The following is a 16,103-nucleotide window of genomic DNA, read 5'->3' as shown; positions in this document are numbered from 1 at the left end:
CGCCAATGCAGCACTTCCGGCGCTTGCCATCATCAGAGACAGGAAGCTTCTACGCGAAACGGGCGCGTTGTTGCGGTTGGACACGGGAAACAAGGAAGTTTCGTCCTGCGATCGGGTGGGCTGGTTCGACGGCACGGGAATTTATTCATGTCTGCGTTAAGGAGACCGGAGTATAAAGTCCTAAAACTCCCTGAGACGTTTCTGAATGTAACAGCCGAAGAAAAAAGTAATCAGTTGCTTTATTCATATCGTAGACGGGAAATACTCCTGCAAACGTTTGCAAACGCGGAACAAACGTTCGCGTTTTTTAAGACGATTGACAGGGAATCGGTCATTCTTAGTCGTTTTTCCGCCAATCCGAGTCAGTTCGTACGTCAAACGTACCGAAATCGGCCGCAAAAACTGACTGTCGCAAAGGACCATTGGTTAGTCTTGCGAAACGTCTGGGTCGATCGAATACGCGCAAAATGCCCCGCTAACGCTTGAGGGGCTTAGGATCGGGATTTTTGACTGAACACTGGAACGAAGCTAAAAAACGCGGGGCGGGCGTTTTTTCCGATCGCTTCGAGCGTCTGAGGAAGAATAGAAGCCGCGTTAACCCTTACCGGTCAGCTTTGACAGGTCTACTGACAGTACAGGCAGCGGTTCGAGAGGAGAAAGAACGACGCGCGTGCGGATGCAGGCGGAAAGAATTCTCTTTCGATGACTCGTCTGCCCTGCGTTAAGCCGGAGTGAATTCTTACCGCTAAGCAGCTAGCCATCGGTCATCGGGAGAAAAGTCTTGTCACAAAATCGCCGCCGGACAGGCTTATTCATGCGCCGTCCGCGCTCTTTGCAGCCAAGGCGCTCGCGACAGTGCGCTCGAGATCGGTCATTGCGAAAGGCTTCGCCAGGATCGGCACGCCGTGGAACTCATTGCTCACGCCACCGTGTCCATAGCCTGTGCTGAACACGAACGGAATGCCACGCGTGCGCAGGATTTCGGCGGCCGCATACACAGGATGTCCGCCGAGATTCACATCAAGGATAGCGACATCGAACGAGCCCGACTGAGCGCGGGCGCAGGCATCGTGCAACGTGGATACGCAATCGACGACACCGCAGCCGAGCAATTCGAGCATGTCCTGCATGAGCATGGCGATCGCCCGTTCGTCCTCGACCACGAGCACATTGACACCGTGGAGATCGTGCATCACTGATCCTTGTGAAATTCGCTTCGCCCGATTGACTTCGAACGGCTGGAGATCGCATGTCGAAGGGCCCGCGCGAGTTCATCGATCGAATAAGGCTTCTGCAGCAGTTGAAAGTCGTGCTCGGCGCCCTGCGATACGACATGGCTATAGCCGCTCGCAAGAATGACCGGAATGTCCGGATGACGCTTGCGCACTTCGGTTCCCAGCTCGATGCCGTTCATTCCCGGCATCACGACATCGGAGAAAACGACGGCGTATCGATCCGGATGCCGCTCCAGCAGCCGCAATGCGGTCTCCGCATTCGACGCCCACGATGTCTCGAACCCGAGTTCCGACAACAGATCGGTCGAGAACTGCCCGACCTGCTCGTTGTCCTCCACGAGCAGCACGCAGCCGTTACCGCGCGCGTCTTCGATCGCGGCCTTCTTGAGCGCCGCGCCCGCCACGGCTGCCGGCACGCGGGGCAGATAGATGGTGAACGTGGCGCCTTGTCCGGGGGCGCTCCTGACATCGACCTCCCCGCCCGACTGCTTCGCGAAACCGTAGGCCTGACTCAAGCCGAGGCCCGTGCCCTTGCCGACTTCCTTCGTCGTGAAGAACGGTTCGAAGATTTGCGCCAGGTCTTTTAGCGCGATGCCGCAGCCGGTGTCGGTGACGCTGACCGCCACATAGTCGCCGTCCGCCTTGCCATGCCCGCGCACCTTCGGCACGGCGCTCGCCTGCTGCACGCGGATAACGAGTTCGCCGTCGCCGTTCATCGCATCGCGCCCGTTCACCGCCATGTTCACGAGCGCGGTCTCGAACTGGCTCGCGTCGGCATCGACATAACAGTCGTCGCAGGCCGAATCGATGGTCAGTTTCACACGCGAGCCGACGACGGTGCGCAGCATCTCACCGATCGAACCGATGCGCTCGCACACGTCGAATACTTCTGGCTTGAGCGCCTGACGACGCGCGAAGGTCAGCAACTGGCTTGTGAGCTTGGCTGCGCGGTCCGCGGTCTCGGCGATGGCGCTGACATAGCGCGCGCGCTTCTCTTCGCGCAGGCTCGGCAGCGCAAGCATCTGCGCCGCGCCACGGATCACGGTCAGCAGGTTGTTGAAGTCGTGCGCCACGCCGCCCGTCAGCTGCCCGATGGCTTCGAGCTTCTGGCTCTGACGCAACGCCTCTTCCGTCTTGAGGCGCGCGCTCACTTCCTGAACGACGCGCTCCTCCAGCGTCTCGTTGAGATGCCGCAAGGTCGCCTCGGCCTGCTTGCGGCGCGTCAGGTCGTGCATGGCGCCGACCATCCGCACGGCGCGGCCATCCTTGTCGCGCAACACCGCGCCGCGGTCGAGCACGTCGGCGTATGTGCCGTCGCTGCGTTCGAACCGATACTCCGCGAGCCATGTATCGCGGTCGCCCGCGATGACGGCCTCGACCGACGCGACGACGGCCTCGCGATCCTGCGCGTGAATGTGTTCCTTCCACCAGGCGCTCGATCCGGGGATGACGCCCGGCGCAAAACCGAAGTGCACCTGGATGGCCTCGTTCCACTGGATCGTGTCGCTCGCGAGGTTCCAGTCCCAAATGGCGTCGCTCGTCGCACGCGCCGCGAAGCGATAGCGTTCCTCGGCCTCGCGCAGTTCCTCTTCGGCGCGACGCCGCTCGGTTTCGTCGTGCATCACGTAGAGAAAGCCGATCTCCGCGCCGCCGGGGTCGCGCAACAGATTCGTCGATCCGCTCACGAACACGCGGCTGCCATCCTGACGCCGATGCCAGCGCGTATTGGAACTCTGTCCGTCGCGGCGGGCTCGCGCCGCTTCCAGCGCGGGAATGCCGGCGTCCAGGTCTTCGGGCACATAGAGCGCATCGCATGATTTGCCGATGATTTCGTCCGCGCGATAGCCGAAAGTGCGTTCCGCGCCCGGCGACCATGTCGTGACGCGGCCATCCGAATCGGCGGTGACGATTGCGTATTCCGTCGCGGATTCCACGATCAGCCGCAGACGCTGCTCGCGCTCCCGCAGCCGTTTTTCTGCTTCCTTGCGCTCGGTGATGTCGAGCACGATCTCGATTGCGCCGTCGCCGAACGCAACCGGCGCGAACAGGCCCCACCAGCGCGAGCCGTCCTTGCGAAAGTATTGCTTCTCGTACGGCACGGCCTCGCCGGTACCCAATATCTGCGACACCGCGCGTTCCGATTCCGGCCAGAACTCCGGCGGCGTCAGTTCGCGCCACGTCTTGCCGAGCGCTTCGTCTTGCGTGAAGCCGGACATGCGCAGAAAGCCCTCGTTGACTTCCGAAAGGCCGAATCGCCGGTCCCAGCGAATGACGCCGACGGTCTTGATCCCGAGCGTCGCCCGAAGTTGCGCCTCGACGGCGCTGCGTTCGCGTTCGGCGAGCACGCGTTGCGTCGTCTCGACACACACGCACAGAAAGCCGCCGACCGTCCCGTCTTCGGCGCGCACCGGCGTGTAGGAGAACGCGAAGTGCGCTTCCTCGGCACGCCCGTGGCGATGCATCGTGAGGGCAATGTCGTCCATATGCACGGGGATGCCCGCGTACGCCTGATCGACCAGCGGAGCGAGTTCACGCTCGATCTCGGACCACACGTCGAGGAACGGACGGCCGAGCGCGTCGGCACGCTTCTCCGCCAGGATGATTCCGTAGGCGTCGTTATGGACGAGGACGCGCTCCGGGCCCCAGACGATGAACATCGGCTGCGCGGAGCCGTCGATGACATCGCATAACGTACGCAGCGCGACCGGCCAGTGCTGCGACGGACCGAGCGGCGTCTCGGCCCAGTCGCGCGCAAGGACGACGCTTGCAGGGAGAGCGGAGGAAGACTGACTTTTGTATTCGACGTCGGCTGGCATGGAGCGAGAACACATTCGGCGCATGAAAGACAGACAAGCTCGCATAATCCGTTCCGCGAGCCGCGTATTGCGATTGTTCGACGCCATCGAGCATCGTTCGAACCCGCACCGAGGGTTCACGCAATGCGCCGACAGCGCCGCTTGCCGGCAGGTACGCCGTGTCTCCCTATCCGTCGATGCCCTCGTGAATGCGGACGACGCGGCAGGCGGCGGGCATTGCCTATCCGCACCGCTCCGAGTTGCCGGCGCTTGTCGATGCTGCTAAAAAAGCCTTGTCGAAGCGCACACTCCGCACAACTGCCGCTTGCCATCGACGCGACCGTTTCATCGAACGACCGTCCTCAATGGAGCGCCTCATGCGGTCTCTGTTCATCAGCTATCACCGCAACAACCGGCCGTGGGCCGTCGCGATGTTCCAGCATCTGGAGCGGCACGGTTACGACGTGGTCTTCGATTTCCTCGACGTCGCCGATACCGCCTATGAACGCATCGCGCGCACGCAAATCCAGACTTGCGCACACTTCGTCGTCCTGCTGACGCCATCGGCGCTCGAAGACCGATCGAGGCCCGATGACCGGTTGCGCCGCGAGATCGAGACGGCCCTCGACGCCCGCTGCCACGTCGTTCCGCTCGTCACGGACGGCTGCGCGTTCGAATCGCCCGCGATCGCCGGACGGCTCAAAGGCAAGCTGGCAAAGCTCGCGCAATACGAACCGCTCATCATCGACGCGCATCGCTTCGACGAAGGCATCGCGCAGATACATCGCCGGTGTCAGCACTTCCAGCCGCGCGATGCGTGGCGCACGCCGCTGCCGGCTGAAGGAATGGACCTCGCGCACGACGCCGCGCTGAACGAACGCGCCGCCGCGCGTTCGGCACGCGCCGTCGCGGTCGATGAACTGATCGCGCAGCAATGCTTCGAACAGGGCTTCGCGGCGACGGACATCGACGACAAACTGCGGTGTTACGGCGAAGCCATCCGGCTCGATCCGCTCAGCGCGCTCGGGTTTCGCGAAAGGGCGCGTGTGTACATGGCGCAAGGTCAGACCGACGCGGCGCTGCTCGACTACGATGCGGCCCTGCGCAGCGAGCCCGACGATCTATCGGGCCGCCTCGGCCGGGGCCGTGCGCGCGAGACCGCCGGCGATCCGGACGGCGCGCTGCTCGACTATCGCCGCGCGGTTGACATCGATCGCGGGTGCGTCGACGCTCACGTTGCGCTCGCACTCGTGCGATACGCGAAGGGCGATGCGGACGGCGCCATCGTCGATCTGAGCCGCGCGTTGCGTCTCGCGCCGGGCGATGCCGAAGCGCTTCGTCATCGGGGACGCGTGCGCGCGTCGAAGGGCGATTTCGACGGCGCCGTGAGCGATCTCGATCGCGCGATCCGGCTGGAACCGGACTGTGCGGCTGCGTACCGGCTGCGCGGCGAGGTGCGCGGCGCTCGCGGCGACGCACGCGGCGCACTGCTCGACTACGACAAGGCCCTGCGCCTGCAGCCGGGATTCGTCGAAGCGCACATCGACCGTGGCTGCCTGCGCCGCCAGCTCGGCGACGTCGCGGGCGCGCTGCGGGATTTCGGCGATGTGATCCGCTCCGCGCCGGACCACGTCGGCGCGTACGTCGAAGCGGGCATCGCGCGGGCGGGCATCGGCGAACTGGACGGCGCGCTGCGGGACTTCGATCACGCGATCGCCATCGATGAGCGTAACGCGCGGGCCTCGTATGAGCGCGGACGCGTTCGTGCGCGCAAGGGCGACACCGATGGCGCGCTCGACGACTTCGCCACCGTGCTCCGTCTCGAACCCGATCACGCACACGCATATCGCGGCCGCGCCGAGTTGCATCAAGCCGCCGGCGATCTGGACGCGGCCCTTGGCGATTACGATGCATGCCTAAGCATCGCGCCCGCCGACGCCGATGCGCGATTGCAGCGCGGACGGGTTCGGCTCCAGACGGGCGACGTGCAAGCCGCCGTCGAAGACTTCGACGCAGCGATCCGCGCGCAGCCGAAGCTGGCGGATGCCTATGTCGAACGCGGCATCGCGCAGCAGACGCAAGGCGACTGGCAAGCCGCCGCGCGCGACTTCGACGCAGCCATCGCGCTGCGTCCGCGCGATGCCCGCGCCCTGGCACGACGCGGCAATGCGCGTGCGAAGCTCGGCGACATCGACGGCGCGCTCGCCGATCTGAACGGCGCGATCGCCCTCGCCCCCGACGATGCCGCCGCCTATCACGACCGCGGCCTCGTGCACGTGCAACAGGACGATTTCGACGCCGCGCTGCGTGACTTCGACGCCGCGATCCGCTTCCGTCCCGACGATGCGGTCGCGCATAACAACCGCGCCAACGTGCTCTGCGATCAGGGCAATATCGAAGCCGCGCTGCGCGATTACGGCGTCGCCGTGCGGCTCGATCCGGGTTATGCGGTGGCGTGGCTCAACCGTGCGAACGCGCGCCGCGAGCGGGGCGACCTCTCCGGCGCGCTCGCTGATCTGAACGAGGCGATCCGCATCGATGCCGCCTGGGCCGATGCGCATGCAATCCGCGCGCAATTGCGGCTGGCGATGAACGACGCGCAAGGCGCGCTGCACGATCTCGACGAAGCGGTGCGGCTCGAACCGGGCCGCGCTTCGGCTTATGTATCGCGGTCCGATATGCGAGCCGGCAGCGGCGACATGGAAGGTGCGCTCGCGGATCTGAACGAAGCCATCCGCATCAGACCGCATTTTGTGGACGCCTATGTCGCACGTGGTCTTTTGCATGCCAAACGTGGGGATCGACGGAATGCGCTGCGTGACCTGGACGAAGCCGTTCGCCTCGACCCCGACGATGCCGCCGTGCATCACAGCCGAGGCACGCTGCGCAGCGACGACGGCGACATCGACGGTGCGCTCGATGACTACAGCCGTGCGATCCTCCTTGCGCCGGACGTGGCGGGAGCCTATGTGGATCGCGGCGCTGCACGCGGACGTGTCGGCGATCTGGACGGCGCGCTGCAGGACTTCGATGCGGCCATCCGTCTGGCTCCCGATCGGGCGGAGGCTTATGCGAATCGCGCCATCATCAGGATGGCGAAAGATCATGTCGACGATGCGTTGGGCGATTTCGACGAGTCTTTGCGATTGCGGCCCGATTTCGCCGTTGCCTACTACAACCGCAGTGTCGCACGCGTGAAATCGGGCGATACGGCGGGCGCGCTCGCGGACCTTGACGATGCAATCGCGCGCTTGCCCAATTTCGCGGCGGCTTTTAACGATCGGGGCGTCATCCGGGCGCGCAATGGTGATCTCGCCGGCGCGCTCGGCGACTTCGACGCAGCCGTGCGTCTCGATCCCGGCCGCGCGGACGCGCACTGCAACCGGGGCAACGCCCGCCACGCCAGCGGCGACTTCGAAGGCGCGCTGAACGACTTCGATGTTGCATTGGCGCTTGCGCCCGATCACGCCGTCGCTTATGCGAATCGCGGCGCGGCGCGGGCCGATGCCGGCGATATCGAGGGCGCGCTCGCCGATTACGACGAGGCGATTCGCCTCGACCCGGCTTACGCCGACGCCTACGCGCGCCGGGCAAGAGCGCGCCGCGACGCGGGCGATGTATCGGGTGCTGCGAGCGACCTGGACGAAGCGATCCGCCTCGCGCCCGCTCATGCGGATGCGCTGAACGATCGCGGCGTCGCGCGGCTTGCGCGGCGGGACATCGACGGGGCGCTGCTGGACTTGCACGAAGCGATTCGCGTCGCGCCCGCTCATGCCGATGCGTTGAACAACCGTGGGGTCGCCCGCCGTGATCAGGGCGATATGGACGGCGCGCTAAGCGACTTCGACGAAGCGATCCGCCTCGCCCCCGGCGATGCGCTGGCATATCGGAACCGGGGCTTGCTTCGTCGGAAGCGCGGGGATACGGAAGGCGCGATCCGCGATCTGGAGGCAGCGGCTGGCCTGGGGATGGAGGGCGAGCTTGCGCGGCGGGATCGCACGTACGCTGCCGGAGCGCATGCGATCGCGGAGCGGCGAATCGCGGTGGAGGATTGCCGCCGGTATCTGGAGTTGATGGCTGCGACGTATGCGACGCGGTGATTCTGCAGCGGCTTTTCAGTTCCGAACCCGCACGCTATCCCACGCGCCAATATCGATTGCGCGCTGAAGCATTGCAACGGTCAGAGGCTCCCGTTGGTAGTGCCTCCGCACCCGTTTGGACATCAGACTTGCTAACAGAAGGAAGGGGCCGGGCGAGCTTTCTTCCATGAAGTATCGAGTGAAGTCGAAATCGCCTAATCTAATCGAGAAACGCTCGAAGTAGGCCTCCATGAAATAAGCGGCATCATCGCCGGTCAGACCCAGGTCTCGTTCGAGACTATCCGACGGACTCACTACTCGCGTCGATGGGATACCCATCTGGGCGCGTATGAAGTTCTCCAATTCAGCCGAGACTTCCGACGGTTGCGTCATTGATCTGGTCCTCTGGCTTAACCAAACGGTTGTAATGGGCAATCGCCTTGATGTTGATGGCAATGACATCGTGAGCGAGGATAGCCCATCCTGCATACGGCACTTTTCGCCCTATGAATGCCCCAAGGTGCCTGGTAGACGACAATCTCAACGTCGCCAAGGTTGAGCCTGTGAGAGTCGGAAGTCGATATGGAAGCTCGACGTCGAATAGATATCGGCATACCGCCGATGCAAGAGAGGTTCCCTTGGTGGCGAACCGGAACTTGCCTCTTGTTGGCAACAGGGGCCGCCCCAGGATGATCGCTATCACTGCCTCTACGTCCTGAATTCCCAAGTGATCGAGCGTTTCTTGAATCAACACGCACACGTAAATTTGCTGCGGTGTCAGCGTTCGGCCATCGTAGAGATAGACATTGGATTTCGGCGGAGTCGTATCGGCGATCAGGTATTCGTATTCGTTCATCGTTCATCGTTCGGCTGCGCCCAATCAACTATTAACCGACGCGGTTCCCTTTCAACATCGATGATCGTCGTCACTATCCCTTGTCTCCCGCCCCTCTCGCTTTGAACGACATATTCCTTTCTTACCCTGGCGAATGAGAGCGCCACATGTTCAATCGTCTGTCCGGCGCCTGCCGCAGGCGATACGTCGGTAATAATCACGTCATACATGATGATCTTATAGAATTCGAGGGGATCTCCACCCGGTTTGCGCATCGTCAGCTTGACCTGAGAGATATGTCTCCCCTGCGCGCAATAACTGGCTAGATTCGGGCTTGTCCTGTCGATTGCGTGAGAGAAATGCAAATCTGAAATCGACGCTTTTCCCGCGCCACGACCGGAGCCAGAATGCATACTGGCAATCTGCGACACGGTCCAATGCCAACTAAATGCTTCTATCTCATGGCGGTGAGTGGCGTCTTGCGATTCGCCACAAATGCCATCGATCTTGATGAAAATATCGGCCATCACTTCATTCAGAGAACTGAAGAACGGCCATATTACTTCGAAGTTCTTATTGAACTTGCAACAGAATGTCAAGAATCAAGGGCTAGGGGAACCGGAAAGTCCTAATTCGCGGTAGCCGCGCGCCATCGGCGTTGCATCGCAAGACCCTAAACCGGCCCCGGATCACTCATCGACGGCGCCCCCGTCTCCACATGCCCCGCAAAGCGCCGTGCAAACCCTTCGAAATCGATCGACGACACCCTCAGGTCATACCAGCCCGATCTTCCCGACACATCCCATCGATCCTGCAGCGTCTCGCCCGGACTCACGCTGATCTCGCGCGCCGGCGCACTGTCATACGCATTCGCCACGCGTAGCCGGCACGCGGCCCGCCCACGATTCGTCACGCGCAGCGTCGCGAGCAAAGCGCCCGCATCGACCGAAAGCTGAACCTCCGGCAACGCATTGCCCTCGGCAGAACCACTGAACTCGAAGAGACTCCCATTCGGCCCGTACACCGACAGGTCATAGCGGCCCTGAGAATCGCGCAGCGGCCAGAAGTCGGAGAACGCATCGCCGGCGGCCATCGTGTAGCGGCGCGGCGCGTTCCGGGCACGCACGCGGTCGTAGATATAGAACGCCACGCCCACGCGGCTGCTATTGCGAAAGTCGATGAGAAACAAGTCATCGGCGATGCGGCCGCTCATCGCAAGCGCATACGGCAACGCACGCGCGCGCCGCGCGTTGCGCTCGCAACTGGGCATCGCCTGCGGATCGGGTATCGCGATCGCCGCGCCTCTCGATCCGACACGCGCCACCGGCCCGATCGGCCCGCTCGCCGCATCCGGCTTCACGGTGAAATCGAACGCCGAAGTCAGATCGCCGCACACCGCGCGGCGCCACGCGCTGATGTTCGGCTCCGCCACGCCGAAACGCGCCTCGAGAAACTGCAGCACCGATGTGTGATCGAAGACCTGCGAGCACACCCACCCGCCCTTCGTCCACGGCGATACGACGATCATCGGCACGCGCGGTCCAAGGCCGATCGGTTGCCGCCCGCCCGGGTCCGCGTTCGGAATCAGCGGCCGCTTGTGGCGCGGATATTCATCGAGATCGACGAATTCATCGCCCAGACTGTCGACGAGCTTGCGCGACACCAGGCCCGCGTTACCCTGCGTGCTCGTCTGCGGCGGCATCGGGGGAACGACGTGATCGAAAAAGCCGTCGTTCTCGTCGTAGTTGATGAAAAGAACCGTGCGGCCCCACACCGTCGGATTGGACGTCAGCGCTTCGAGAATGCGGTTGATATAGAACGCGCCATCGGCGGGACAGCCGTTCGGATGCTCGCAATACATCTTCGGCGCGATCACCCACGACACCGCAGGCAGGCGATTCTCGTCGACATCGCGCTGGAATTCGAGCAGCGTGTGCTGCGATACGCCCTTCTGCACGAGCGACGCCGGCGCATTGTGCGCGGCCTGAAAGCGCTGAAAAAACTCCAGCGAATTATTCGTGTAGTTGTCGGTGGCGTCGCCGGGCAGGCCCGTGCCGCCCTGATACACCTTCCACTCGATGCCCGCCGCTTCCAGCCGCTCGGGATACGTCGTCCAGCTGTACGGATCGGTCGCGTCGCGTTCGCTGAAGCCCGGGCCGGTGCGCAGCGGTCCGAGCCGGTTGCGCGTGTCCATCGTGCCGCTGAACAACATGAGGCGGTTCGGGGCGGTATCGGCGTGAACGGAGCAGAAATAGGCGTCGCAGAGAGTAAAGGCGTCCGCGAGCGCGTAGTGATAGGCAAGGTCCGCGCGGCGCAGAAAGGCCATCGTCAGCGGGTCCTGCTTGTGGTTCACCCACGCGTCGTAGCGGCCCTCGTTCCACGCGAGGTGCCCCGTGCTCCAGCTGTGATCCGTGCCGGGCGTGAACTCGGTCGTCGCTTTGGAATCCAGATGAAACGGCAGCACATACGGCGCGTCGTTCGGCAGGCCGCGGCTGCGATACTCGCTCGTGAAAACCGACGCGCCCGGCTGATACCACACCGGCCGTCCGTTCGCGAGGACGAGCGGGCGCGGGTCCTCGAAGCCGCGCACGCCGCCGAGGGTGCCGAAGTAATGATCGAACGAGCGGTTCTCCTGCATCAGGATCACCACGTGCCCCACGTCCTTGATCGTGCCGGTGTGGCCGGTCGCGGGCAGCGTGAGCGCTGCGCGAATCGGCGGCGCGGGCGGTGCAAGCAATGCGCCCGCGCACGCGGACATCGTACGCAGAAACTGTCTTCGGGTCGTGGCGGCCATCGCGTTCACCGTCAGGAAATCGGGTCGTGCCCGGTTGCGGGCGGGGGAAGTCCGAGCAGCCGCGCGAGCGCGGGGCAGCGGCGCAACGCGGCGTCGTACGCGCGCGCTGCTTCGTCATCGTAGTACGTCTGCGGATCGAGGCCCGGCAGCCGTTCGGCGAGACCGCTGACGTCGTTCTCCGGCCAGTCGTCGCGCTCGTTCGAAGTATCGTTCATTGCTGATCCACCCATACGCCATCCGGCGTGCGAACCGAGAAGCCTTCCGCCGTGCCGATCGTGACCGTCTGCTCGTTTTCTCCGATCATCCGCGTGCGCGGCAGATTGGCGGCGTACTCGGGAAGGGCCGCGCCCGGCTGGAACGGGCTGCGCGCGACCAGATTCGACAGCAGTTGCGCAAGCGCGAGAAAGCTCGACGGCTGCGTGATGACCGTCGCCGCCGGATGCGTCCCGCTGAATCCGACGAGGCGGATGCCCACCGGCGCGTGCACGATATGCGGCGTCGGCACTTCGCGCAGGCCCGCGATCTGGTCCTTGTCGCCGGCGAGCGCCGCGCCGTGCTCCGGCACGAAGATGATCGCGGCGCGCCGCCCGGAACTCGCGACGAGATCGGCGAAGCGGTCGAAATCGGTCATCAGCTTCTGCACGCGGCGCGGATACGTCTGCAGGCTCGTGCCCGCGACGCCCGGCAGCCGGTTGCCGTCGTGCAGGCTGATCGTGTTGTAGTAAAGCGCGACCGGCCCCTGCACCTGCGCGCGCTGCGCGTACCAGCCGGCAAGCGCGCCGTAGTCCTCGCGGATGGGCGAATCGTCGAAGGAGCGCATCTGGACCGGCGCGGCAGCGTTCGGCACGAACGGCACGTTCGGTGCGCCGATGTTGCGCGCGACCGTCTGCCCGAAGTCGCCGAAATGGCCGTCGTGATTGAGCAGCACTTGCGGCGTGTAGCCCGCGCGAGCCAGCGCGCTCATCAGGTAGCAGTCGGCATCGGCGGGTTCGTACAGCTTCTTGTGCGGCTCCTGCCCGCAGGCGGCGCGCAGCACGCGGACGGCCGCCGGGCCGCTGTAGCTCGCCGCCGTGCTGAAATTGGTGAACACGTAGTCGAAGTGACTGAGCATCGGATGATCTCGCGCTTTCGATACATCGAGATCGTTCCACGACAGCGAGCACACGTGCAGCACGATGATGTCGAACTGCGCGCTGGCATCGTTCGTGAGATGCGAGAAGCTCACGCGGCGCTTCGCCTCTTCCGTGCGGAACGCCGTAAGTTCGGTCTCGTGGCCCGCCGCGCCCGCCTGGCCCGCTGCATTGCCCGCGCGCATCGCCTGGGAAAGCGCCTGCGGTGACGTCCCGGCAGGCGCGCCCGCCGTGCCGGGCAACTGGATCGCGCGGCCGAGTTCATAGACCGGCGCGGTGATGAGCGCCGCGATGACGAGCGTCAACACGCGCACCCAGCGGTTCACCACGACGTACACGGCGACCGCGCCCACGCCCGCCACGAGCAGCGCCGGCGGCACGAAGCGCTGCGCCAGTTCGAGCCAGTAACCCGCGCTGAAGTGCAGCATGGCGCCGAGTTCGCTGACAAGGCGCGAGAACGGCGGCACTTTCGCCTCGGTGTACAGCAGCGGCAGCGCGATCGCGAGGGCCGCGAGAAACCGTGCGATGCGCGCGAGCCGCGCGCGCCACAACGACGTCGCGCCGAGCGCCAGCGCAAACGCGATATTCGCGGACCAGATCGGCGTCAGATGGCCGGTCGCCCATAGATACAGCTTGAGGATGAAGTAGAGATTCCAGAACGCCATTGCTTCATGCTCCGGTCGATGTCGTGGCCGTGCTCATGAACGTGCCCTTGCCGCCGCGACCCACGCCCGCGTTGCGCGCACCGCATCGCGTCCGAGCCGCCCGTAGCCGCGCACGCCGACGCCGACGACATCGCGCAGTCCGCGCAACGGCCTGTCGGCGAGCTCGGTGTCGTGCCATTTGATCCACGCGTCCGCGCGGCCGATGGTCATCTGCACGAGCCGCCGCTCCGCTTCGAGATCGAGTCGTTCCAGCTTCACGCCGAGCTGCGTGCCCGATTGCCAGACCGAGCGCACCGGAAAGCTGAACTCCTGCCCGGGACGCCTCACGCACACCGACATCGACTCGTCCGGGGCGAAACGCTGCCCCTCGGGCAGCGTGAGGCCGAAGCCGCCCATCGAGCAGTCGCGGGTCGTGCAGGCGATGGAGCGTCCATCCGCGAGCACGAGCGTCGCGGGCAGGCGCATCGCGATACGCTGATCCGCACGCGTCTGCCTGGCCTCGCGCGCCACGCACAGCGCGCCGCCGAGCAGCACGAGGTTGTAGGTGGTCCATAGCATGTTCATCAGCACGGTCGGCACTTCGTACGGATCGCCCGCGACGAGCGAGTAGCAGCCGACGGCGAGCGCCAGCGCATTCAGCGCGACGAGCAGGATGTACGGCCGCGACACCGACCAGTCGAAATACCCCTGATCGATCCGTCCGCCCTTGTCGGTCACGTTGAACTTGCCGTGCTTCGGACTGAGCACGGCGATGGTCGTCGGCAGCGCGACGTACCACGCCAGCACCGACTCGTACACTTCGGCCCAGAACGAATGCCGGAAGCCGCCCTGCAACCGCGAATTCGCGACGTTCGCCAGCGCGATGTACGGCAGCACATAAGCGACGATCGCCGGCGCGGGCGCGTGGATGAAATGCATGTGAAAGAAGAGATAGGCCATCGGCATCGTCAGAAAGACGAGGCGCGGGATGCCGTAAAAGAAATGCAGCATCGCGTTGCCGTAGCACAGGCGCTGAAAGAAGTTCAGGCCGCGCCCAAGGAACGGGTTGTCGATGCGGAAGATCTGCGCCATGCCACGCGCCCATCGCGTGCGCTGCTTGATGTGGCTCGCGAGACTTTCAGTGGCGAGACCGGCCGCCTGCACGGTCGGCAGATAGGCCGTCGTGTAGCCGCGGCGATGCAGCTTGAGCGCCGTATGCGCATCCTCGGTCACGGTTTCGACCGCGATCCCGCCCACTTCTTCGAGCGGCGCCCGCTTGATGATCGCGCACGAGCCGCAGAAGAAAGACGCATTCCAGAGATCGTTGCCCGCCTGCACGAGTCCATAGAACAGATAGCCCTCGTTCGGCACGCGATGAAACGTCGCGAGATTGCGCTCGAACGGATCGGGCGAGAAGAAGTGATGCGGCGTCTGCACCATCGCGCATTTCGGCTCGCGCAGGAAGGTGCCCATCGTCGTTTGCAGGAACGAGCGCGCGGGCACGTGATCGCAGTCGAAAATGGCGATGTACTCGCCGTGCGTGCGCGCGAGCGCGCGATTGATGTTGCCGGCCTTCGCGTGGCGATTGTCGTCGCGCACGAGATACTCGATGCCCGCCGCTTCCGCGAATGCGCGGAACTCGGGGCGGCGGCCATCGTCGAGCAGATAGATGCGCAGCTTGTCCGCCGGCCAGTCGATGCCTTGCGCAGCGAACACCGTCGGACGCACCACCGAGAGCGGCTCGTTGTACGTCGGGATATAGACATCGACGGTCGGCCACGTCGCCGGATCGGGCGGCATCGGGACGATCGGGCGTTTGAGCGGCCAGGCCGTCTGGATGAAGCCGAACAACTGGATCATCCACGTGTACGCTTCGGCGCCGAAGAGCGCGTAGCCGACGAGCGTATCGCCGGGCGAGCGGAAATCGAGCGTCGCGGTGGCGCGCCAGTACGCATAGCGCGCGGTCATCAGCAGCGCGAGCGACGACAGCAGCAGAAGCGGCAGCCGGCCGGGCATGCGCCGGATCAGCAGCGACGCCGCGAGCGACACCGCGCCGAATTGCAACTGCGCGGTGGTCGAGAGCGGCGCGGTGCTCGCGAGCGCGAAGAGCGCGCCGCCTGTCAGCACGACGACGGGCAGCATGAGCCGCCCGCGGCCCGCGACCCGGCTCGCGCCTTCCAGCGCCGACGATAGCGGCGCCCACGGCAGCCGCGCGATGGCGGCATCGAAGCTGCGCTGCTGTCGATGCACGAAGCCGGCCGCCCTTCTCCCCACGAGCGCCGCTCCCGCCATGCCCGCCCTAACCGACGCCGCCACGCCGCCCGCGCGTGCGGGCTTCACGAACGCGCGCCACAGCCACACGGAGAGCGGCGCACGCGCGGCGATCCGCCATTCGCTTGCGAGCCGCGCGACGAACGCAGCGATCACGAGCTGCGGCACGTCGCGGCGGCCGGGGCGCGGCGCATGAAACAACAGCCGCACGAACCAGTCGGCGGGCGTGCGGGTATCGGCGAGACCCAGGCGCGGCGCGAGCCAGTTCGCGAGTCTCGAACGTAGCGATGGGCGGGCGTCGTCGATTGGCTGCATGTCGT

At 64.8% G+C, this 16,103-nt stretch carries 10 protein-coding genes; 1 reads left to right on the top strand and 9 read right to left on the bottom strand.

Annotated features, from left to right (window positions below):
* Positions 1–812: 812 nt before the first annotated feature.
* Both P9255_RS10695 and P9255_RS10690 read right to left on the bottom strand, forming a co-directional pair.
* Entirely contained in the window at positions 813–1,193 is a 381-nt protein-coding gene (locus tag P9255_RS10695) for a response regulator (RefSeq protein WP_309767858.1), read from the bottom strand.
* Positions 1,193–4,051, bottom strand: a complete 2,859-nt coding sequence (locus tag P9255_RS10690) for a PAS domain S-box protein (protein ID WP_309767859.1) — start codon at positions 4,049–4,051, stop codon at positions 1,193–1,195. The genes P9255_RS10695 and P9255_RS10690 overlap by 1 nt, the downstream gene beginning before the upstream one ends.
* Before the next feature lie 356 nt (positions 4,052–4,407).
* On the opposite strand from P9255_RS10690, the gene P9255_RS10685 reads away from it, so the two are divergent.
* Positions 4,408–8,130: a tetratricopeptide repeat protein gene (locus P9255_RS10685; protein WP_309767860.1), complete on the top strand. Its 3,723-nt coding sequence runs from the start codon at positions 4,408–4,410 to the stop codon at positions 8,128–8,130.
* A gap of 15 nt (positions 8,131–8,145) precedes the next feature.
* Here P9255_RS10685 and P9255_RS10680 read toward each other — a convergent pair whose 3' ends face one another.
* The 7 genes from P9255_RS10680 to bcsA all read right to left on the bottom strand — a co-directional run bounded on the left by P9255_RS10680 (position 8,146) and on the right by bcsA (position 16,098).
* The gene (locus P9255_RS10680; RefSeq protein ID WP_309789462.1) at positions 8,146–8,502 is read right to left on the bottom strand and encodes a DUF1493 family protein; all 357 of its coding nucleotides are present in this window, start codon (positions 8,500–8,502) and stop codon (positions 8,146–8,148) included.
* The gene (locus tag P9255_RS10675) at positions 8,474–8,965 is read right to left on the bottom strand and encodes an STM2901 family protein (protein ID WP_309768263.1); all 492 of its coding nucleotides are present in this window, start codon (positions 8,963–8,965) and stop codon (positions 8,474–8,476) included. The genes P9255_RS10680 and P9255_RS10675 overlap by 29 nt, the downstream gene beginning before the upstream one ends.
* Positions 8,962–9,471 carry an Hcp family type VI secretion system effector gene (locus P9255_RS10670; protein WP_404980308.1) on the bottom strand — a complete coding sequence of 170 codons (510 nt, stop codon included), beginning with the start codon at positions 9,469–9,471 and terminating at the stop codon, positions 8,962–8,964. The genes P9255_RS10675 and P9255_RS10670 overlap by 4 nt, the downstream gene beginning before the upstream one ends.
* Before the next feature lie 146 nt (positions 9,472–9,617).
* Positions 9,618–11,738 (bottom strand): phosphocholine-specific phospholipase C, encoded by a 2,121-nt coding sequence (locus P9255_RS10665; protein WP_309767862.1) that lies wholly within the window; start codon positions 11,736–11,738, stop codon positions 9,618–9,620.
* A gap of 11 nt (positions 11,739–11,749) precedes the next feature.
* On the bottom strand, positions 11,750–11,953 hold the full coding sequence (locus tag P9255_RS10660; RefSeq protein WP_309767863.1) for a hypothetical protein: 204 nt from the start codon (positions 11,951–11,953) through the stop codon (positions 11,750–11,752).
* Positions 11,950–13,533 (bottom strand): cellulose biosynthesis protein BcsG, encoded by a 1,584-nt coding sequence (gene bcsG, locus P9255_RS10655; RefSeq protein WP_309789461.1) that lies wholly within the window; start codon positions 13,531–13,533, stop codon positions 11,950–11,952. The genes P9255_RS10660 and bcsG overlap by 4 nt, the downstream gene beginning before the upstream one ends.
* Before the next feature lie 33 nt (positions 13,534–13,566).
* On the bottom strand, positions 13,567–16,098 hold the full coding sequence (gene bcsA, locus P9255_RS10650; RefSeq protein ID WP_309767865.1) for a UDP-forming cellulose synthase catalytic subunit: 2,532 nt from the start codon (positions 16,096–16,098) through the stop codon (positions 13,567–13,569).
* Positions 16,099–16,103: the final 5 nt, after the last annotated feature.

This window comes from Caballeronia sp. LZ019 (assembly GCF_031450825.1).
GTDB lineage: Bacteria > Pseudomonadota > Gammaproteobacteria > Burkholderiales > Burkholderiaceae > Caballeronia.
The sequence above is the reverse complement of the archived record's forward strand: the minus strand, read 5'-3'. Positions and strand labels throughout refer to the sequence as shown.